Raw genomic sequence first — 20374 nt, 5'->3', positions numbered from 1 at the left:
GCGTCCACACCACCCCTCAGGCCCCCGCTTTGCGGGGGCTTTTTTCTGGAGACCTGCGATGACCGATCTGCCCCGCCTGCGCCTGAAGGCCAATGAAGAGCGCCGCCTGCGCGAAGGCCATGCCTGGGTGTATTCCAACGAGGTCGACACGGCGGTGACGCCGCTCAAGGCCTTCGCTCCCGGTGACCAGGCCGTGCTGGAGGACAGCAAGGGCAAGCCGCTGGGCATTGTCATCGTCAACCCGAATACCCTGATCTGTGCCCGTCTGGTCAATCGCGACGTGGCACACCCGCTCACCGTGTCGCTGCTGGTGCACCGTCTGCAGATCGCGCTCAGCCTGCGCGAGACCTGGTATCCGGAGCCGTTCTACCGGCTTGTCTACGGTGACAGCGACGGGCTGCCCGGGCTGGTGGTGGACCGCTTCGGTGATCACCTCGTGGTGCAGATCTCCACGGCCGGCATGGAGCGCGTCAAGGGCGAGCTGGTCGATGCCCTGGTCAAGGTGCTGAAGCCGCAGGGCGTCCTGCTCAAGAACGATGGCAAGATGCGCCAGGTCGAGGGTCTGGACTCGTATGTCGAGGTGGTTTTCGGCGAGGTGCCGCGTCGTGTCGCGCTGCGCGAGAACGGCGTCGCCTTCGAGGCGCCGGTGTTCGACGGCCAGAAGACCGGCTGGTTCTTTGACCACCGCGAGGCGCGCGCCCGCCTCAAGGGGCTGGTGACCGGCAAGCGCGTGCTCGACGTGTTCTCCTACATTGGCGGCTGGGGCGTTCAGGCTGCCGCCTTCGGCGCAGCCGAAGTGCACTGCGTGGATGCCTCCGAGAAGGCGCTTGACCAGGTCATGCGCAATGCCGCCCTGAATGGCGTCGAGGATCGCCTGCACACCCTGCAGGGAGACGCTTTCGAGGCCCTGCAGGCGCTCAAGCAGGAAGGTGAGCGCTTTGATGTCGTGATCATGGATCCGCCGGCGTTCATCACCCGCCGCAAGGATCACAAGGCCGGTCTGCAGGCTTACCGTCGTGCCAACGAGCTGGCCATGCGACTGCTGTCCCGTGACGGGCTGCTGGTGTCCGGCTCCTGCTCCATGCACCTGGCCCGCGAGGAGCTGGTCGATGTCCTGCGCGCCAGTGCCCGCCACATTGATCGCACGGCACAGATCGTCCACCACGGTCATCAGGGTGCCGACCACCCGATTCACCCGGCCATTCCCGAGACCGAATACCTGAAGTCGGTGTTCGCACGCGTGCTGCCGGTCTGAGGCTGCTCAAGAAACCGGCATCCGGGTCGATAAGGGCATAGATCCCTCGCTTCCCGGGTGCCGTGATGGCTGACCTGTCACCTGCGCATGTCCTTTCCGAGGACGAGCATGCCCAGGCGCTCCTGCAGCAGCAGGTGGCGCTGTTCGAGCATGCGCTGGCGGTCGAGCCGGGGCAGGATGCGCAGCAGACGCAGGCGCTGGATCAGGCCTATGCCCGCATCAGCGGTCTGCGCAGTCCCTTGCCGGGGTTGTGGCTGGTGGTCGATGCTCGCCAGCAGGTGCGCCACGCCAACGAACAGGCCGGGCGTCTGCTCGGCATCCAGTGCCGAGCCTTGCCGGGCAGGCCGCTGGTCGAGCTGCTGCCGGATGCCCCTGAGCTGTTGCTGCGCGTTGCCGCCCATCCGGATGGCGCCATCAACGTGGAAACGCGCTTCCGCCAGTATGACGGTGAGTGGGTCCCGGTGCTGCTGTCGATGGCGCAGGAACAGAACAGTGATGGCCAGAGCCAGTATGTGCTGGTCGGCATTGACCTGCGCGAGCGTCGGCAGATGGAGCTGCAGCTGCGCCAGGCGCAGAAGCTGGAGGCCATGGGCAGTCTGGCGGCCGGCATGGCGCACGAGATCAACACGCCGCTGCAGTTTCTCTCCGACAACCTCGGCTTCATCGATGACAGCTGCACCGAGCTGCTCACCGTGCTGGCGCTGGCGCGTCAGGAGGCACGACCTGATGGCGCTCTGTCGCAGGCCTTGAGCCGGCTCGATGCCGACTTCATGCAGCAGCACCTGCCGCTGGCCCTGCAGCGCAGCCATGATGGCGTGCGCCGGGTGCGTGACATCGTCAACAGCCTGCGCAGCTTTGCCCATCCCAGCGAGGTCGCGGTGCCCGAGGACCTGAGTCTGCTGCTGCGTCAGGCGCTGACCATGACCGCGCATGATCTGCGCCAGGTCGCCGAGGTGGTGCTGGCGCTGGAGCCGGTGCCGCTGGTGAGCTGTCGCCGCGATCTGCTGGTACAGGTGCTGATCAACCTGCTCACCAACGCCGCGCATGCCATTGCCGAGCGTCAGCGGCAACAGCCCGGGCATGGTTGCGTGACGCTGTCCCTGCGCGGCATCAAGGATGGCCGGTGCGTGCAGCTGAGTGTCAGTGACGATGGCTGCGGCATTGATGACAGCATCCGACATCGCATCTTCGATCCCTTCTTCACCACCAAGCCCGTCGGTCAGGGTACCGGGCAGGGACTCGCCATCAGCCGGGCCCTGATTGTCGAGCAGCATGGCGGCGCGCTCTGGTGCGAGCCGCGTGCCGAGGGTGGCAGCCGCTTCGTGATCGAGTTGCCGGTAGCGGAGACGGCGGCATGAGTCCGTCAGGCCCGGCATGGCAGATCCTCTGCGTGGACGACGACGCGGACGTGCTTGCCGGCCTGCAGCTGTCCCTGCGTCAGCTCGGCGAGGTGCATGTCGCGCGTGGCGGCGAAGCGGCACTGGCGCAGCTGCCATTGCTGGACCGGCTGGCGGTGGTGGTCTGCGACATGCGCATGCCCGGCATGACCGGTGATGCGGTGCTGCTGCAGTGCCGGCAGCGCTGTCCGACGGCGGCGCGCATCCTGCTCACCGGTTACAGCGACATCGAGGCCGCGATGCGTGCGGTGAACCAGGGGCGCATCTTCCGCTTCCTGACCAAGCCATGTCCGCGCGAGGAGCTGCAGCAGGCGGTGCGTGACGGCATCGAGCAGCATCGGCTCATTCATGCTGAGCGCGAGCTGCTGGAACAGACCATCAAGGGCTGCATGCAGGCGCTGGTCGATGCACTCGCCATGGCCAGTCCGGCCAGTTTCGGCCAGGCACAGCGCATGGTCGATCTGGTGCAGCGCGTCAGCGCCGAGTGTCGCCACGAAGCGGGATGGGCGGCGGAAATGGCGACCATGCTGGCCAATCTTGGCCTGGTCAGTCTGGCGCCGTCGCTGCAGGAGAAGGTGCTGCTCGGCCTGACGCTGAGTCTGCAGGAGCAGCTCGAGGTGGCACGGGCGCAGGCGCGTACCTGGCAGCTGCTGCTCCCGGTGCCGCGCATCGATCCGGTGCGTCAGCTGCTCGGTCTGATCGAGCCGGCGCTGGCCGGGCATCAGGTGCGGGAGCCGCCGGAAATCCTGATCGAGCAGGCGGGGCTGATCCGCATGGTACGGCGCTACGTGCGTCTGGAGGCTGCCGGGCTTCCGGTGCTGACGGCGCTTGAGCAGCTGGCTGCCATGCCCGAGGCGACAGCGGAGCTGCTGGCCGCCTTGCGCCAGGTGCTGGGGCCGCAGGCGGATCTGTCGCGCCAGGTGCAGCTGGCGGTGGAACTGCTGCGTCCCGGCATGGTGCTGATGCAGCCGGTGCACACCCGTGGCGGCCAGTTGCTGGCGCCGGCCGGCTACCAGGTCAATGACAGCTTTGTGGAACGACTGCTGGCGGCCTGTCCGGAGCTCGCTAATGCACGGCTGGCGGTGCTGATTCCTGCCGGGTTTTCCGGGCTGGCGCCGTCAGCACTGCTGATCGGGAGCAAGGACGGCCAGGGTGCCTGAAACCGGTCCGCGCGCGTCCTGAAACGACGAAGGGGCCAGTCAGGCCCCTTCGTCATGCAGCGGTTGCGTGTCAGTTCTTGAACTGCATCTTGCGGAAGTCCGGCTTGCGGGTCTTCAGCCAGTATTTCCAGGTGAAGCCGGGCCAGATCGTGAAGTTCTCGCCCTTGTCGTTGATGTACCAGCTCTTGCAGCCGCCGGCGCTCCACACCATCTTCTTCAGCGAGGCCTGGATGCGCGCGTTGTAGCTTTCGACGGCCGAGTCCTTGACCAGCATGCTGGCGGCCTGGCGGCGATCCATCTCGTCCAGGCACTGCATGACGTAGTTGATCTGCGACTCGATCATGAAAATGATCGAGTTGTGACCCAGGGCCGTGTTCGGACCCAGCAGCATGAATAGGTTGGGCAGGTGCTTCAGGGTGATGCCCAGATAGGCCTGCATGCTGCCGTCATGCGGCACGGGGGTGCCGCTGCCGTCGATGATGTTGAGCGGGCCCAGCGGGTCGGCGACATCGAAGCCGGTGCCGCAGATGATGGCGTCGACGTCATGCTCGCTGCCATCCGAGGCGATGACGCTGTGCGCACGCACTTCCTTGACGCCGGCAGCCACCACCTCGACATTGTCACGCGCCAGTGCCGGGTAGTAGTTGTTGGTGAACAGCACGCGCTTGCAGCCGATGGTGTAGTTCGGCGTCAGCTTGGCGCGCAGCGCCGGATCGGTGATCTGGCGCTCGAGATGGAAGCGGCTGAGCTTCTCGATCGGCGCCATCAGCTTGGGGTTGATGAAGCCGACACCGAAGGCCTCGGCCTGCCAGTAGATGCTGTTGCGGAACAGCGTCTGCACGCCCGGGATCTTGCGGAAGGCGGTCTTCAGAGCCTCCGGCAGCTGGCCATCCGGCTTCGGCACCAGCCACGGTGCAGTGCGCTGGAACAGCACCAGCTTGTCGACCTTGGGAGCGATCTCGGGCACGAACTGGATGGCGCTGGCGCCGGTACCGATCACGGCCACGCGCTTGCCGCGCAGGTCGTAGTCATGATTCCAGCGTGCCGAGTGGAACACGGTACCCTCGAACTGGTCGAGGCCGTTGACCTTGGGCAGGGCCGGGCGGCTCAGGCCGCCAATGCCGGACACCAGCACGCGTGCGGTATAGCGGTGACCGCTGCCGGTGCGCAGGTGCCAGCGCTGTTCGGCGTCATCCCAGCGCGCCTCCAGCAGCTCCTGATTGCAGCGTACGTGCGGCATCAGATCGTACTTGTCGGCGCAGCCCTTCATGTAGGCGAGAATTTCGGCCTGGCCGGAATACATGCGCGACCAGTCCGGATTCTGCTCGAACGAGAACGAGTACATGTGCGAGGGCACGTCACAGGCAGCGCCCGGATAGTCGTTGTCACGCCAGGTGCCGCCGATGTCGCCGGCCTTTTCCAGGATCAGGAAGTCATGACGACCGGCCTTCTTCAGGAAGATGCCCATGCCGAGTCCGGAGAAACCGGTGCCGACGATGACGACGTCGTGATGGGTCGCGGGCTCGGGAAGGTCGGTTGCCGCTGCTTTTTTCTTGGCCATGATCAGGTCTCGTGAAAGAACGCGAAAAGCCTAATGAACAATGTGACATTAGGCAATGGCAAGTTTCTCAGCGTGCCAGCAGATGATGCTGGAGCTGCTGCCAGCCGGATGCACCGCTGCCCAGGCTGCTGCTGCGTTTCCTGACCCAGCTGCCGGCGCGTTGCCAGAGGCTGGCCAGGCGATCATTGTCGATGCCCAGCGCGTCGGCGGCCTCGTCAGGCAGCACGCTGCGACACAGGGCATGCAGGCGTCGACGCGCAGCAGGCAGCGGATCACGCGCTGCGATGGCATCCAGCCAGGCCGTCACGGCGGTGCCCGCAGCGGCGTCTGCCGGACCTGACAGCACGGCGTGCAGCGCCAGGGCCTCGTCCGGCGTGTTCGCCACCAGATGCGCCTCCAGCCCCAGTTTCTGCATCAGGCCGGCGCACCAGTGGCGCAGGCCCTGATGCTGCAGGCCGGACAGAGGGACTCCCAGCGCGGCGCAGCTGGCGGGCAGGATTTCGGCGATGTCATGCAGCAGGCCGGCAATGTCGGTCTGCGCGCAAGCCACGCCGTTGATGGGGGAGAAGCCATTCGATTCTTCTGCCTGCAGTCGCCACAGGGCCCACTGCAGGCGCAGGCGCTGCAGCTCGCCGGTGGCGGGCAGCGTCGGCGCCAGCAGCAGCTCGTCGAGCCCGCGCAGGAACTCGGTGATGCCCTGCACGCTCCACACGGCCTGCCAGCGCGTCTGGCTCAGGCAGCGCAGGCCGACACCCAGCTGCCAGGCCCAGCGCACCTGCAACGACTGCTGCTGCGCGAACTGCAGCCAGGCCTGCAGGGCGGGCTGGTAGCGGGCATCCTGCCAATGTGTCGGCTGCAGCTCGCCTTGCGCCAGAAACTGCTGGCACAGCGGCTGCCCTTGGCTGGCTTCGTAGCAGATCAGCGCCTGCAGCGTGTCCGCTGCCGCCACGGGATAGATGGTGCAGAGCAGGTCGGCCAGCGGATCGCCCAGGTGCTGCCAGAATGACAGCGGCAGGCTTTCGGCACGCTTCAGGACGGTCGGGTGCGGGCTGGGTAACTCGTGGCGCATCCTGACCTCTCAGCGCAGAAACAGGTGATAGGCCGGATTCCGGCTTTCATCGATGTAGGGATAGCCGACGGCATCCAGCGAGGCGCGCAGCTCGGGCAGCGTGCGCTCACCCAGCTGCAGACCGACCAGCACGCGGCCGTAGGCGGCGCCGTGATTGCGGTAGTGGAACAGCGAGATGTTCCACTGCGTGCCGAGCTGGGTCAGGAAGGCCATCAGTGCCCCCGGCCGTTCCGGGAACTCGAAGCGGAACAGGCGCTCGTCGGCCAGCCCGGCATGGCCGCCGACCAGATGCCGACCATGCAGCTTGGCCATCTCGTCATCGGACAGGTCGACGACCGCATAGCCCTTGCGCAGCAGTCCGTCCTGCACCGACTGGCGCTCGCTGGCCCCGCCACCCAGCGCGATGCCGACAAAGACGTGCGCGGCCTGGCTGTCGCTGTAGCGATAGTTGAACTCGGTGACGTTGCGCTTGCCGATGGCCTGGCAGAAGGCCTTGAAGGCGCCCGGCTGCTCCGGAATGGTGACCGCGAACACGGCCTCGCGGCGCTCGCCCAGCTCGGTGCGCTCGGCGATGTGACGCAGGCGGTCGAAGTTCATGTTGGCGCCGGAATTGATGGCGACCAGGGTCTCGCCGCGGCTGTCGCGGGCCTCCGCGTACTTCTTCAGTCCGGCCAGCGAGAGCGCGCCCGAGGGTTCGCAGATGCTGCGGTTCTCGTCGTAGATGTCCTTGATGGCTGCGCAGATCTCGTCGGTGCTGCAGGTGATGACCTCATCCACGCAATGCCGCGCGATATCGAACGTGTGCTTGCCGATCTGCTTCACCGCCACGCCGTCGGCGAACAGGCCGACGCTGGGCAGGACAACCCGGCGACCAGCCTTGAAGGCGGCCGCGAAGCAGGCCGAGTCCTCGGCCTCGACGGCAATCACCTTCACCGACGGCCGCACGTACTTGATGTAGGCCGCCATGCCGGCGAGCAGGCCGCCGCCACCGACCGGGATGAACACGGCATCGATGTCGCCGCGATGCTGGCGCAGGATCTCCAGCGCGACAGTGCCTTGGCCGGCAATCACCAGCGGGTCGTCGAAGGGATGAATGAAGGCATAGCCCTTTTCGTCCATCAGTTCGCGGGCGTGGGCGTAGGCGTCGTCGTAGCTGTCGCCATGCAGCACCACCTGGCCGCCGAGATTGCGCACGGCATTGACCTTGATGTCAGGCGTGGTCTGCGGCATCACGATGACGCCCTTGATACCCAGCGTGCGCGCGGCCAGTGCCACGCCCTGGGCATGGTTGCCGGCCGAAGCGCAGATCACGCCACGCTCCAGCTCGCTCGCGGACAGATGCGCGATGGCGTTGTAGGCGCCGCGGCACTTGAACGACAGCACCGGCTGCAGGTCCTCGCGCTTCATCAGCACCGTGTGGCGCAGGCGTTTCGACAGCAGGCGCGCCGGCTCCAGCGGAGTTTCCACGGCGACGTCATAGACCCGGGCCTGGAGGATACGTTTGACGACCGCGTCGAGCATGGTGAGCGCTTCCCTGATGATCCAGCGAGTATACTACGCGCCCTGTGTGCTTGCCCTTGCCCGCTCCGGAGTCTGTCATGTCGCTGTCCGCTGATGCCCTCAAACGTGCCGCTGCCCAGGCTGCGCTGGCCTATGTCCGCGAGGACGAGATTCTCGGGGTGGGCACCGGGTCGACAGCCAATCATTTCATCGACGGTCTCAAGGACATCCGGCACAAGGTCAGGGCCGCTGTCGCCAGCAGCGAGGCGACCCGGCAGCGTCTGCAGGCCATCGGCATCGAGGTCGTGGATCTCAACCAGGTCGATCGCATCAGCATCTATGTCGATGGTGCTGACGAGATCAATCCGGCGCTGGAGATGATCAAGGGAGGCGGTGGCGCGCTCACCCGCGAGAAGATCGTCGCCGCGCTGGCCGAGCAGTTCATCTGCATCGCCGACGACAGCAAGTGGGTGCAGCAGCTGGGCGCCTTTCCGCTGCCCATCGAGGTGATTCCCATGGCGCGCTCGCTGATCGCGCGCGAGCTGGTCAAGCTGGGCGGCAGCCCGGTCTATCGCACCGGCTTCGTGACCGACAACGGCAATGTCATTCTCGACACCTACGGCCTCGACATCAGCCGTGCTGTCGAGCTGGAGACCCGGCTCAACAATCTGGTGGGCGTGGTCACCAACGGCCTGTTCGCGCGTCGTCCGGCGGACGTGCTGCTGCTCTCCGGTGCGGCTGGCGTGAAGACCGTCACCCGTCCCGCCTAACCGTAGCGACTCAGCAGTGCCGTCATGCGCTGACTGGCGGCACTGATCTCCTGCGCGGATTCCGCGCCATGCATGTCCTGCTCCAGCTGGCAGGCCACCAGGGCATGAAACGTCTTGTCCAGCGCGCGCCGCGCGGCACACAGCTGCTGCGCAATGCGCTCGCACTCGTCCTCTTCGCCGATCATGCCCTGGATGCCGCGAATCTGGCCCTCGATGCGGCGCAGGCGCAGGATGAGCTGGCGCTGGTGTTCTTCGCGTGACGACATGGCGTTCTCCTGTCTAGGGCGTGGTGATTGCAAGTCTGGCGTCTTGGCATATACTGGGGGGAGTATATATCAGGAGTGATCCGACATGGCGTTTCTGCAATCGATACCCGATGCCTGGGTGGCTGGCCTGACCGGGGGGCTGCTCATCGGGGTGGCCGCCTTTTCCCTGCTCTGGCTGATCGGCCGCATTGCCGGCATCAGCGGCATTGTCGGCGGACTGCTGGCCGGCGCGCCGGCCAGTGATCGCGCCTGGCGCCTGGCGTTTCTTGCCGGTCTGCTGCTGGCGGGTGCGCTGGCGGCACCCGAGCCGATGCTCAATGCCGGCAGCTCCCCGCTCATGCTGGTGGTGGCCGGCCTGCTGGTGGGTTTCGGCACGCGCCTAGGCAATGGCTGCACCTCGGGGCATGGCGTTTGCGGCCTGGCGCGCCTGTCGTGGCGGTCGCTGGTGGCTACCCTGGTGTTCATGAGTGCCGGTATTGCCACCGTCACGGTTCTGCGTCACGGAGGGTTTTGACATGAAGGCATTTTCCGCATTCCTCAGCGGCCTGCTGTTCGGCATCGGTCTGATCGTGTCCGGCATGACCAATGCCGTTACCGTGCAGAATTTCCTCGACCTGTTCGGGGCCTGGGATCCGACCCTGATGTTTGTCATGGGGGGGGCGCTGCTCATCACCGTGCCGGGCTTCGTGGTGTTGCGCCGCCTCAACCGGCCGGTCTTCGAGACCCATTTCGGCTGGCCGAAAGGCAATCTGGTTGATCCCAGGCTGGTGGCAGGCGCTGCCCTGTTCGGGATCGGCTGGGGACTGGCGGGTCTCTGCCCGGGCCCGGCGCTGGTCAATCTCGCCACCGGCAGTGGTGACATCATTCTCTTCTGTGCGGCGCTGCTCGCCGGCATGCAGCTGCATGATCGCGTCTGGGTACGACTGTCCGGAAAGTAGGTTTTCGCTGCTGCTGATGTGCGGCGGGGGCTGCCGCGATGGCGGGCACAGGCGCTATAGTCGTGCCCCTGTCCCGTCAATCACTGCGGATGCCTGTCATGTCCCTGCCGATTCCCAATCTGCTGTTTCTTGCCCCCAGCCATTACGTGGGTGGCTATGTCTCTCCGGAAGCCTTGCAGGCGGTGAAGGCCCACGGCATCACGCATGTCATCGACATGCTGCCCGAGCATGAGCACGGCGGCTTTGACGAGGCTGCCATGGCGGCTGATCTGGGCTTGTACTACGCGCATCTGCCGATTGTCGGTGGTCATGACCTGAACCGTGGCAATGCCGAGGTCCTCGACCGTCTGCTCGCCGAGGTGGGTGACACCCCGGTGCTGGTGCATTGCATGAGCGGCAACCGGGTCGGGGCATTGTTTGCGCTGCGCGCCCACTGGCTGCATGGCGAGGCCCCGGAGCAGGCACTGGAAACCGGGCGTCGCTATGGTCTGACCAAGCTCGAGCCTCTGGTGCGGCAGCTGCTTGCAGCGGGCTGAACCAGCCTCCGGCATTCCCGCTCCGCCAGCCTCAGCCGCCCAGGACGCTGTTCCAGAGCGGCACGGTAAGCAGCGAGAGCACGATACCGGCACCCAGAATGGAGTTGGCCAGATCCGGTTCGAGATGATACTGGTCGGCCAGGATGGCAGCCGAGATCATCGGTGCCATGGCGGTCTGCAGCACGGCAATCGTCAGCAGCAGGCCATCGAAGCCCATGGCCAGGCCGGCGCCCCAGGTGATGGCAGGGATCAGCGCCAGTTTCCAGGCCAGTGCCATGGCCACCGGAGCGCGATGACTGGGGGCCAGTGACAGCTTCAGGCGCAGACCGACCGAAAACAGGGCCAGTGGCGACAGGGTCTGGCCGATGCGATGCAGCGTGCTCTCGACCATGTCCGGCCAGCCGCCCAGCTGGCCGGCCACGATGCCGGCCAGCAAGGCCAGGAAGGCGGGGAACATCAGCACCTTGCGCGCGATCTCGCGTGGGTGCGAGGCTGCGCCACCATAGATCACCGCCACCAGCATGCCGCCCAGGCTGAGCATGACGAAGCAGCCGAGCTGGTCGGCGACCACGCCCAGTGCCAGACCATCGCGGCCACGCAGGGCCTCCAGCAGCGGATAGCCCATGAACGACGTGTTGCCCAGGCCGGTCATCAGCACCAGCGCGCCGATGCGCGCGCGCGACCAGCCCAGTCGCTGGCCGAGGTGGTGAAACACGAACAGGCTGGCAAGAAAGACGAACCACTGCGAGGCGACCAGGAACCAGAGTTCGCGTTGCAGCGTCAGGCGCGGAATCAGCTCCAGCACCAGCGCCGGTAGCGCGATATGGATCACCCACCAGTTCAGGCCCTGGGCCAGCGTGGCTGGCGGGTTGGCATGACGTGCGGCCAGGTGTCCGAGCAGAAGGCAGAGGCCGAGCAGAAAGAATGCACTCATGGAGTCGATGCCACGGGTGGAATGCCGCAAAGATGGCGCGCCCGGCGGGATTCGAACCCACGACCACCGGCTTCGGAAACCGATACTCTATCCAGCTGAGCTACGGGCGCTCTCGACCTGGCTGACAGGGTCAGCAGGCCGGGTCGCATGATACTGGGCTTTGCCAGCAGCGTCCATGAGCCGGGGAGACGTGTTTGCATGGCCTTTTGTCGGGCCTGTGTCCGCCAGACTGCGCTTTTGACTCAGGATGAATGTGGCTATAATCCGCCAGTATTCCTGCGGCCATGACGCTATCGGCGTGGCACATCCCTTTGAGTGAGGTCCATTGTGAAGAAGATCGCTACCCTGCTGACCGTTCTGGGTCTGGTCATGTCGGCTCCGGTGATGGCCAAGTCCACCAAGGAAATTTCCGAGCAGCCGCTGGGTGAGCGCTCCCTGTTTTCCCAGCGTGCCGTGATCGAGCGCATCACGCTGGCCGGCAAGGTCTGCCTTGAAGGCGAGCCCTGCGCCCAGGCCGTGGCTGCCGGTCCGGTACCGGGTGCCGCACCGCGCTCCGGTGACGAGATCGTGGCCCAGGTTTGCAGCGGCTGTCACAGTGCCGGTGTCATGGGCGCTCCGGTCATCGGCAACAAGGGCCAGTGGGGTCCGCGTGTCGCCCAGGGTCGTGCCACCCTCAACAAGCATGCCATCGAAGGCATTCGCAGCATGCCGCCCAAGGGTGGCTGCTCGAGCTGCTCGGATGAGGAAATCATCGCTGCCATTGGTGTCATGATCAAATAAGACCGCATCACGCAGCAATCAGCGGATGAACAAACAGAAAGGGAGCCTGACGGCTCCCTTTCTGTTTGCGGCCGAGCACCGCACGACGGGCCTCACGCGGCTCAGTTCAGCAGATCACGCAGGCTGCTGAGGTGGGCGCGTCCCAGCGCCTGCTTCTGCTCGCTGCTGCGACCGCTGTCGCGGCCCTCCCAGCTCAGCTCCTCGGCCGGCAGCTCGTCGAGGAAGCGGCTGGGTGTGGTCGGCAGCACCTCGCCACCGCTCTTGCGACGGGCGGCGTAGGTCAGGGTCAGCGTCTTGCGCGCGCGCGTGATGCCCACATACATCAGGCGACGCTCCTCCTCGACGGTCCCGGCATCGATGCTGTTGCGGTGCGGCAGCAGATCTTCCTCCAGCCCGATCAGGGTGACGTGGGGGAACTCCAGGCCCTTGGCGGCATGCAGCGTCATGAGCTGGACCTTGTCGCTGTCGTCGGCTTCGGCCTGCTGCTCCAGCAGGTCCAGCAGCACCAGCTTCCGGATCACCGCCTCGATGTCCCGGTCTTCCTCGTCGTCGATCCTTTCCCAGAGCCTCTGGATCGAGGCCAGGAAGCTGTTCACCGATTCCATGCGGCGTTCGGCGGCCTGCGGAGTCGCGGACTGGTCGAGCAGGTAGTCCATGTACTGGATGTCTGACAGCATCTGCTTGATGGCGGCCAGCGGGTCGTCACCGTCGACGATGGCGCGGGCGGTGTCCTGCAGCCAGCTGGAAAACTCCTGCAGGCGGTGCTGGGCGCGTTCGCCGACATGCAGCGACAGGCCCATCTCGTCGCAGGCTGCGAACATGGCGCAGCCACGCTGCTGGGCATAGCTGCCCAGCTTCTCCAGGGTCGCCGGTCCGATCTCGCGCTTGGGCGTGTTGATCACGCGCAGGAAGGCATTGTCATCGTCCGGATTGATGACCAGACGCAGATAGGCCATCACGTCCTTGATCTCGGCGCGTCCGAAAAAGGACTGGCCGCCCGATATCTTGTAGGGGATCTGGAATTCGCGCAGCTTGGTTTCCAGCACCCGGGCCTGGAAGTTGCCCCGGTAGAGCACGGCGTAGTCGCGGAACTCGGTGCGATTCATCAGCTTGTGGTTGAGGATGTCGGTGGCCACCTTCTCGGCCTCGGCATCCTCGTTCGGGCATTGCAGCACGCGGATCTGGTCGCCCATGCCGTGCTGGCTCCAGAGCTGCTTCTCGAACACGTGCGGGTTGTTGGCGATCACCGTGTTGGCGCATTTCAGGATGCGGCTGGTGGAGCGGTAGTTCTGCTCCAGCTTGATGACCTTGAGCTGGGGAAAGTCCACGGCCAGTTCGGCCATGTTCTCCGGGCGGGCGCCGCGCCAGGCGTAGATCGACTGGTCGTCGTCACCCACGGCGGTGAAGCAGGCGCGTGCGCCGACCAGGTGCTTCACCAGCAGGTACTGGGCGGTGTTGGTGTCCTGGTATTCGTCGACCAGCAGATAGTGCACACGGTTCTGCCAGTGCTCGCGCAGGGTCGGATTGTCCTGCAGGGCCAGTGTCGGTCGACCGATCAGGTCGTCGAAATCGACGGCGTTGTAGGCGCGCAGGTGGCGTTCGTAGGTGCCGTAGACCGTGGCCGCGAACAGCTCGCCCTCGGTGTTGGCGCGGCTCACGGCAGCTTCCGGGGTGAGCAGGTTGTTCTTGAAGTCGGAGATCAGGTTGCGGACCAGATCGACGCGATCGCTGGCATTTTCCTTGTGCAGCAGTTCGCCAAGCAGGGTGCGCGAGTCCTCGGCATCGAAGATCGAGAAATTCTTTTTCAGGCCGAACTGGTCGGGATGCCGCTTGAGCATGTTCAGGCCCAGCGTGTGAAACGTGCTCACGGTCAGGCCACGCGCCTCCGGGCCCTGCACCAGCTTGCCGGCGCGCTCCTTCATTTCGCGCGCAGCCTTGTTGGTGAAGGTGACGGCAAGGATCTTGTGAGCTGGCAGGCCGCACTCCTGGATCAGGTAGGCGATCTTGCGCGTGATCACCGAGGTCTTGCCTGACCCGGCACCCGCCAGCACCAGCACCGGACCAGTGATCGCCATGACCGCTTCGCGCTGTCGGGGGTTGAGGTCGTTCACGGAGGGCTCTGCGCTGACACATCGGGGCACGTAGTGTAGTCACGGCATGGCGGCGCGGCCAGCCTTGCGCGGTGTCAGGCACCCGGCTCAGCCCGCGTTGCGGAACATCATGGCCTCGCTCAGGTCCTGGCGCCGGATTGACGTGGCCTCGGCGAGGTCGGCCAGCGTGCGCGCCACCCGCAGCACGCGGTGACAGGCGCGAGCCGACAGTCCGTGCTGCTCGCCGGCACGGCTCAGCCAGTCACGACCGGCCTTGTCCAGCGCGTGCAGCAGCGCCTGGCCGTCGTGATCGGCATTGAGCCTGCCATCACGCGCCAGCTGCAGGTCGCGAGCACGTTGCACGCGCTCCCTGACCCGTGCGCTGGGCTCGGGTGCCTCGCTGCTGACAGTCAGCGTGCTCAGGGGCAGTGGCGGCACGGCAATGCGCAGGTCAATGCGATCCATCAGGGGGGCGGACAGGCGCTGCCGGTAGCGTGCCTGCTGCTCCGGGGTGCAGCGACACGCGCCTGCCTGTCCTGCCAGGCCGCAGGGGCAGGGGTTCATCGCGGCCACGAGCTGGAAGCGAGCCGGATAGCTGACCCGGTGACGTGCGCGGGCAAGCCGGATGACGCCGCACTCCAGGGGCTCGCGCAGACACTCGAGCACGTCGCGGTGGAACTCCGGCAGTTCATCCAGAAACAGCACGCCATGGTGCGCCAGACTGATTTCGCCCGGGCGCGGCAGGCCGCTGCCGCCACCAATGAGTGCGGCGGCACTGCTGCGGTGATGTGGCGCGCGCCAGGGCGGAAGCGTGTGCAGAGGCCGCACCTGTCCCGACAGCGAGTGAATGGCAGCGACCTCCAGCTGCTGCTCCGGCAGCAGTGCCGGCAACAGGCCGGGCAGACAGCTGGCCAGCAGGGTCTTGCCAGCCCCTGGCGGTCCGGACAGCAGCAGCGAGTGTCCTCCGGCGGCCGCGACCTCCAGTGCGCGACGCGCCAGCAGCTGGCCCCTGACCTGTGCCAGATCCGGGTGCGCCTGCGCGGGCGCGACTTCTTCAGCGGGCCTGGCGACGCCGGGAGAGGCCAGCGCTACCTTGCCAGTGCGCAACTGTGCGACCAGGCCCGCCAGTGTCTCTGCACTGACCACGCGCGCACCGGATGGCAGCAGCGCTTCGTCACGGTTTTCCGCTGGCGCGATCAGGGTCTGTGCCTGGTCACGACAGGCCAGGCTGGCTGACAGTGTCCCGGTCACGCCTTGCACGGCACCGGACAAGGCCAGCTCGCCCAGGCAGACATGCCCGGCCAGTGCCTGCTCCGGCAGCTGACCACTGGCGGCGAGAATGCCCAGCGCGATGGGCAGATCAAAACGGCCGCCTTCCTTGGGCAGATCAGCGGGTGCCAGATTGATGGTGATGCGTTGCTGCGGGAACGAGAAGCCGCTGTTGAGCAGGGCTGAGCGGACGCGATCCTTGCTTTCACGCACGCCGGTTTCCGGCAGCCCCACCAGGGTGAGGCCGGGCAATCCGCAGGACAGGTGGACTTCGACGCGAACCACGGGAGATGCCAGGCCCAGACAGGCGCGGCTGAGGACGCAGGCAAGAGACATGGCGGCAGACTCGCAATCCGGTACCCAAGAGGTAGACCCGATTGGGCGATGCCGCCAGCGTGACTCAGCGCGGAGGCTGCTCCAGTGCGGTCAGTTGCTGCTCCAGTTGCCGCAGCTGCTGCTCGAGGTCATCGACGCGGGCGCGTGTGCGTGCCAGCAGGGTCTGCTGGATGTCGAACTCGTCCCGGGTCAGCAGATCCATGCGTGACAGAGCGTCGCGCAGCAGGCTCTTGACGGTGCCTTCCAGTTCTTCGCGCATGCCGCGCAGAGGCGCCGGCAGGCGCTCGCCGAACTGCTGCCCCAGGCGATTTACCACATGCTCAATGGCCATAGTCGTGCTCTCCAGTCTGGCCGGCATTCTAGAGCATAACGGACCGTTCTGCGGCGTGACCGCACGGAAAGCAGGCGCACCGTGCAAGTGCATATCCCCCGTCCAGGGGGTCGGAATGCCAGGCGGTTAATGCACTTTTTTGGTGCCTCCGAGGTATTTTCGTGCGTCGGTGTGCGTTTTTGAGGCGGGGATTGCGGATTGGCGCCATGAAAACCCTGCATTTGCCGGGTTATCAAAAGTTGGCACAGCTTCTGCAAATGCACTGGTGTATTTCGCAAGCCGACTTGCGATACCAGACCCTCACTAGGAGTTGTGACCATGAAGCTGTCCAAACTGACCACCGCTGTGCTTGCTGCTTCCCTGCTGACCGCCGGTGCGGCCTACGCCGAAGGCGATGACTTCGGTCTGAAGTCCAGCGGCAGCGTGGCCGTCACCAGCGACTACAAGTTCCGCGGTATCTCGCAAACCAAGACCAACGCCGCCGTGCAAGGCTCGCTGACGCTGAACCACGAGAGCGGTGTCTACTTCACCGCCTGGGGCTCGAGCGTCGACCTCGACCTGGTGGGCGGCCTCGAGCTGGACACCCTGCTCGGCTATGCCGGCTCGGTGGGTGACGTGACCTACGACGTGGGCGTCATGCGCTACAACTACCCGGGTGCCAATGACCGCAACATCGGTGCAAGTCCGGACTTCAACGAAGTCTACGGTTCGGTGGGCTACAAGGGTGCCAAGCTCGGCGTGGCCTACTCGGATGACTACTACCTCGAGTCCGGCAAGTTCACCTACGTCTACGGCAGCTACAGCACCGAGGTGAAGGGCTTCGGCCTGATGGCCCAGGTCGGCATGGCCAAGTTCGAGGATGCTGCTGCGCTCGGCACGGCCATCGCCCCGGGTGCCACGGTGGCCGGTGAAGACTCCTACATCGACTACAAGGTTGCCGTCACCAAGCCGGTGGCCGGTCTGAACCTCGAAGTCGCCTACGTCGGCACCGACTTTGACCGCGATGACTTCGATGGCACCGGCGATTACGAGAACACTGCCAAGGGTTCCTTCGTCGCCACGGTCTCCAAGTCCTTCTAAGCCCCTGAATCCCGCCACCTGAGGGTGGCGGGATCATCCAAGGAGAAACCCCATGAAACTGGTATCTGCCGTCATCAAGCCGTTCAAGCTCGATGATGTCCGCGAGGCCCTCTCCGAAATCGGCGTGCAGGGCATCACCGTGACCGAAGTCAAGGGCTTCGGTCGCCAGAAGGGCCACACCGAGCTGTATCGCGGTGCGGAATACGTCGTCGACTTCCTGCCCAAGGTCAAGGTCGAGATCGCCACCAGCGACGAACAGCTGGATCAGGTCATCGAAGCCATCTCGCGCGCTGCCAACACCGGCAAGATTGGTGACGGCAAGATCTTCGTGACCGCGCTTGAACAGGCCATCCGCATCCGCACCGGCGAGTCCGGTGTCGACGCCATCTGATCCGACTGCCCGATTGTCTTTCAGGAGCTGAATCGTGAAAAAACTGCTGACTGCGCTGTCTGCCAGCGCGTTGCTGGCGTTGTCCTCGCCGTTGCTGGCGGGCGACGCCCCCGTGCCCGACAAGGGCGACACCACCTGGATGCTGCTCGCCACCATCCTCGTGGTCTTCATGTCCATCCCCGGTCTCGCCCTGTTCTACGGCGGCATGGTCCGCGCCAAGAACATGCTGTCCGTGCTCATGCAGGTGTTCACCGTGTTCTGTCTGGTCGCGGTGCTCTGGGTGACCTACGGTTACTCGCTGGCCTTCACCAGCAACCCGAGTGCCGCACTGGATCCGTTCATCGGCGGCTTTGACAAGCTGTTCCTGAGTGGTGTCAGCGTCGGTGCCTACGTGGAAACGTTCAGCAAGGGCGTGGTCATTCCCGAGCTGCAGTTCGCCATGTTCCAGCTCACCTTCGCGGCCATCACCTGTGCCCTGATCGTCGGCGGCTTTGCCGAGCGCATGAAGTTCAGTGCCGTGCTGGTCTTCACCGTGCTTTGGTTCACCTTCGCCTACCTGCCCATGGCGCACATGGTCTGGTACTGGGGTGGTCCCAGCGCCTATGACGCGCCGACCGGCTTCCTGTTCGGCAAGGGCGCTCTCGACTTCGCCGGCGGCACCGTGGTCCACATCAACGCCGGCATCGCCGGTCTGGTGGCGGCCATCGTGATCGGCAAGCGCACCGGTTACGGCAAGGTTGCCATGGCACCGCACAGCCTGACCATGACCCTGATCGGCGCCGCCATGCTGTGGGTGGGCTGGTTCGGCTTCAACGCCGGCTCCAACCTCGAAGCCAATGACTACGCCGTGCTGGCTTTCGCCAACACCCTGTTCGCCACTGCCGTCGGTGCCCTCGCCTGGCTGGTCAGCGAATGGATCGTGAAGGGCAAGCCGTCGCTGCTCGGTGTCGTGTCGGGTGCCATCGCCGGTCTCGTCGGCATCACCCCGGCCTGCGGCTTCGTCGGTCTCAACGGTGCCTTCGTGATCGGTCTGGCTGCTGGCGTGCTCTGCTTCTTCGCGGTCACCTGGCTCAAGACCAAGCTGGGTTACGATGACTCGCTGGACGCTTTCGGCGTGCACGGTATCGGCGGCATCGTCGGTGCCATCCTGGTCGGTGTCTTCGTCGACCCGGCTCTGGGCGGCGCAGGTGTGGTCGACTACTCGGTGGAGCCGGCCGGCGTGCTGCCCTACGACATGGTCGCCCAGGTCACCAGCCAGCTCTGGGGCGTGGCCGTGGCCGTGGTCTGGTCCGGTCTGGTGACCTTCATCCTGCTCAAGGGTCTGGATCTGGTTATGGGCATCCGTGTCAGCGAAGAGTCCGAGCGCATGGGTCTCGACCTGGCCGAGCACAACGAGCGTGCCTACAACAGCTGAGTGTCATTGATCGGCTAATGATCAGAGGGGCTCTTCGGAGCCCCTTTTTTCTGTTCGCGAGTGGGCTAACATACGCTGAGAAACTGATGCACCGTGCAAGGCGGGAGAAAGCTGATGGCTGACAGTGATTACGATTACGACGAGAACGAAGAGCCGGCAGAAGACGAGGCCGAGTCTGCCGAGCCCGAAGTCGAGGTTGATCCGGCAGTTGCTGCCAAGGCGCGCAGCGAAGTGGCTGAGGCGGAAAGTCTGAGCCCGTCTGCCAAGGAGAACCTGCGGCGCCAGCTGGAAGAAGAAATGGAGCGCTTCCTCGCTTCCGGCGGCCGCATCAAGGAAGTGCCTCCGGACCCTGACGCCAACCCAGCCTGATGGGCTTCATCACCCGCTGGCGTGGCCAGAACCGCCTGCAGCGCATGGCCTGGCTGTCCGTCGCGACAGCCATCGCCACCCTGTTCATCAAGTGGACTGCCTGGTGGCTGACCGATTCGGTGACCCTGCTGTCGGATGCCCTCGAGGCCTTCGTCAACCTGGCAGCCGCGCTCTTTGCCCTCTTCGTGCTTACCCTCGCGGCACAGCCTGCCGACGCCGACCACCATTTCGGGCATGACAAGGCCGAGTATTTCTCCTCGGCGGGCGAAGGCCTGCTGATTCTTGTCGCGGCCCTGGCCATTCTGGGGTCGGCCCTGCCACGGCTGTTCGAGCCGGCCGCCCTGCCGGAGCTGGGCATCGGTCTTCTGTTCTCGCTCTTTGCGGCCGTGCTCAATGGCGCCACGGCCATGCAGCTGTTCAAGGTGGCACGTGAGGAGGACAGCCTGACCCTGCGTGCTGACGCCGAACACCTGTTGTCGGATGTCTGGACCTCGGTGGCCATGCTGGCTGGCCTGGGCGTGATCTGGCTGGTACCTGACCAGGCCTGGCTGGATCCCGTCATCGCCCTGGTCATGGCGGCTTACCTGATCAAGGTGGGGCTTGGTCTGGTCATGCCGTCCATTCACGGACTCATGGACAGTGCGCTGCCCGAGCACGAGTTGCAGGCCATGTGGGATGCCCTGGAGGGGCTGGCGCCGGACGATGTCGAGCTGACCGGCGTGCGTACGCGCAAGTCCGGACGCCGCCGCTTTGTCGATGCCAACCTGATGGTGCCGGGCGAGTACACGGTGGTGCAGGCGCATGCGCTGTGTGATCAGCTTGAGCAGGCCATTCATCGCGTGTTGTCGAACTGCGACATCCATCTGCATGTCGCGCCGCTGGAGGCGCGGGACGCACATCGCTGAGGCCGGAAGGTGCCTCTGTCCGG

At 65.4% G+C, this 20374-nt stretch carries 21 protein-coding genes and 1 tRNA gene; 13 read left to right on the top strand and 9 right to left on the bottom strand.

Annotated elements, in window-relative coordinates; translation table 11 throughout:
- Positions 1–58 precede the first annotated feature (58 nt).
- The 3 genes from F595_RS0101425 to F595_RS14070 all read left to right on the top strand — a co-directional run bounded on the left by F595_RS0101425 (position 59) and on the right by F595_RS14070 (position 3812).
- Entirely contained in the window at positions 59–1255 is a 1197-nt protein-coding gene (locus F595_RS0101425) for a class I SAM-dependent rRNA methyltransferase (protein WP_022955086.1), read from the top strand.
- 65 nt (positions 1256–1320) lie between these two features.
- Complete coding sequence (locus F595_RS14075) at positions 1321–2613, top strand: sensor histidine kinase (RefSeq protein WP_022955085.1); 1293 nt, start codon at positions 1321–1323, stop codon at positions 2611–2613.
- Positions 2610–3812 (top strand): response regulator, encoded by a 1203-nt coding sequence (locus tag F595_RS14070; RefSeq protein WP_022955084.1) that lies wholly within the window; start codon positions 2610–2612, stop codon positions 3810–3812. Before F595_RS14075 ends, F595_RS14070 begins: the two co-directional genes overlap by 4 nt.
- A gap of 70 nt (positions 3813–3882) precedes the next feature.
- Here F595_RS14070 and F595_RS0101410 read toward each other — a convergent pair whose 3' ends face one another.
- The 3 genes from F595_RS0101410 to ilvA form a co-directional block, all read right to left on the bottom strand.
- Positions 3883–5373, bottom strand: coding sequence for a flavin-containing monooxygenase (locus F595_RS0101410; RefSeq protein ID WP_022955083.1), 1491 nt, complete (start codon positions 5371–5373; stop codon positions 3883–3885).
- Between the two features lie 67 nt (positions 5374–5440).
- A complete protein-coding gene (locus F595_RS0101405; RefSeq protein ID WP_022955082.1) occupies positions 5441–6442 on the bottom strand; it encodes a hypothetical protein in 1002 nt (333 codons plus the stop codon).
- Between the two features lie 9 nt (positions 6443–6451).
- Complete coding sequence (ilvA, locus tag F595_RS0101400) at positions 6452–7963, bottom strand: threonine ammonia-lyase, biosynthetic (protein ID WP_022955081.1); 1512 nt, start codon at positions 7961–7963, stop codon at positions 6452–6454.
- Positions 7964–8046: 83 nt separating this feature from the next.
- Between ilvA and rpiA the strand changes: the two genes are divergently transcribed.
- Positions 8047–8712: a ribose-5-phosphate isomerase RpiA gene (gene rpiA / locus F595_RS0101395; protein WP_026913100.1), complete on the top strand. Its 666-nt coding sequence runs from the start codon at positions 8047–8049 to the stop codon at positions 8710–8712.
- Here the strand turns inward: rpiA and F595_RS0101390 are convergent.
- A complete protein-coding gene (locus tag F595_RS0101390) occupies positions 8709–8978 on the bottom strand; it encodes a metal-sensitive transcriptional regulator (RefSeq protein ID WP_040567935.1) in 270 nt (89 codons plus the stop codon). The two genes, rpiA and F595_RS0101390, sit on opposite strands and share 4 nt — an antisense overlap.
- An 85-nt stretch (positions 8979–9063) precedes the next feature.
- Here F595_RS0101390 and F595_RS0101385 point away from each other — a divergent pair, with 85 nt between their 5' ends.
- The 3 genes from F595_RS0101385 (at position 9064) to F595_RS12205 (ending at position 10452) form a co-directional block, all read left to right on the top strand.
- Entirely contained in the window at positions 9064–9492 is a 429-nt protein-coding gene (locus F595_RS0101385) for a YeeE/YedE family protein (protein ID WP_022955078.1), read from the top strand.
- Between the two features lies 1 nt (position 9493).
- Positions 9494–9916 (top strand): DUF6691 family protein, encoded by a 423-nt coding sequence (locus F595_RS0101380; protein WP_022955077.1) that lies wholly within the window; start codon positions 9494–9496, stop codon positions 9914–9916.
- Between the two features lie 98 nt (positions 9917–10014).
- Complete coding sequence (locus tag F595_RS12205) at positions 10015–10452, top strand: beta-lactamase hydrolase domain-containing protein (RefSeq protein WP_022955076.1); 438 nt, start codon at positions 10015–10017, stop codon at positions 10450–10452.
- Positions 10453–10483: 31 nt separating this feature from the next.
- Here F595_RS12205 and F595_RS0101370 read toward each other — a convergent pair whose 3' ends face one another.
- On the bottom strand, positions 10484–11386 hold the full coding sequence (locus F595_RS0101370) for an AEC family transporter (RefSeq protein ID WP_022955075.1): 903 nt from the start codon (positions 11384–11386) through the stop codon (positions 10484–10486).
- A 33-nt stretch (positions 11387–11419) separates the two neighbouring features.
- A tRNA-Arg gene (locus F595_RS0101365) sits at positions 11420–11496 on the bottom strand.
- A 217-nt stretch (positions 11497–11713) separates the two neighbouring features.
- Between F595_RS0101365 and F595_RS0101360 the strand changes: the two genes are divergently transcribed.
- The gene (locus F595_RS0101360; RefSeq protein WP_022955074.1) at positions 11714–12166 is read left to right on the top strand and encodes a c-type cytochrome; all 453 of its coding nucleotides are present in this window, start codon (positions 11714–11716) and stop codon (positions 12164–12166) included.
- A gap of 101 nt (positions 12167–12267) precedes the next feature.
- On the opposite strand, the gene rep is transcribed toward F595_RS0101360, so the two are convergent.
- The 3 genes from rep to F595_RS0101345 form a co-directional block, all read right to left on the bottom strand.
- Positions 12268–14277 carry a DNA helicase Rep gene (gene rep / locus F595_RS0101355; RefSeq protein WP_022955073.1) on the bottom strand — a complete coding sequence of 670 codons (2010 nt, stop codon included), beginning with the start codon at positions 14275–14277 and terminating at the stop codon, positions 12268–12270.
- Between the two features lie 87 nt (positions 14278–14364).
- Positions 14365–15861 (bottom strand): YifB family Mg chelatase-like AAA ATPase, encoded by a 1497-nt coding sequence (locus tag F595_RS0101350; protein WP_022955072.1) that lies wholly within the window; start codon positions 15859–15861, stop codon positions 14365–14367.
- 64 nt (positions 15862–15925) lie between these two features.
- Entirely contained in the window at positions 15926–16192 is a 267-nt protein-coding gene (locus F595_RS0101345; RefSeq protein WP_022955071.1) for an accessory factor UbiK family protein, read from the bottom strand.
- A gap of 318 nt (positions 16193–16510) precedes the next feature.
- On the opposite strand from F595_RS0101345, the gene F595_RS12200 reads away from it, so the two are divergent.
- The 5 genes from F595_RS12200 to F595_RS0101320 all read left to right on the top strand — a co-directional run bounded on the left by F595_RS12200 (position 16511) and on the right by F595_RS0101320 (position 20351).
- Positions 16511–17272: a TorF family putative porin gene (locus F595_RS12200; RefSeq protein WP_022955070.1), complete on the top strand. Its 762-nt coding sequence runs from the start codon at positions 16511–16513 to the stop codon at positions 17270–17272.
- A gap of 52 nt (positions 17273–17324) precedes the next feature.
- Positions 17325–17663 (top strand): P-II family nitrogen regulator, encoded by a 339-nt coding sequence (gene glnK, locus F595_RS0101335; RefSeq protein ID WP_022955069.1) that lies wholly within the window; start codon positions 17325–17327, stop codon positions 17661–17663.
- 31 nt (positions 17664–17694) lie between these two features.
- Positions 17695–19077: an ammonium transporter gene (locus F595_RS0101330; protein WP_407635941.1), complete on the top strand. Its 1383-nt coding sequence runs from the start codon at positions 17695–17697 to the stop codon at positions 19075–19077.
- A gap of 114 nt (positions 19078–19191) precedes the next feature.
- Positions 19192–19446 (top strand): hypothetical protein, encoded by a 255-nt coding sequence (locus F595_RS0101325; RefSeq protein WP_022955067.1) that lies wholly within the window; start codon positions 19192–19194, stop codon positions 19444–19446.
- Complete coding sequence (locus F595_RS0101320) at positions 19446–20351, top strand: cation diffusion facilitator family transporter (protein WP_022955066.1); 906 nt, start codon at positions 19446–19448, stop codon at positions 20349–20351. Before F595_RS0101325 ends, F595_RS0101320 begins: the two co-directional genes overlap by 1 nt.
- Positions 20352–20374: the final 23 nt, after the last annotated feature.

Origin of the sequence: Perlucidibaca piscinae DSM 21586, from assembly GCF_000420045.1 — a bacterium.
GTDB lineage: Bacteria > Pseudomonadota > Gammaproteobacteria > Pseudomonadales > Moraxellaceae > Perlucidibaca > Perlucidibaca piscinae.
The sequence above is the reverse complement of the archived record's forward strand: the minus strand, read 5'-3'. Positions and strand labels throughout refer to the sequence as shown.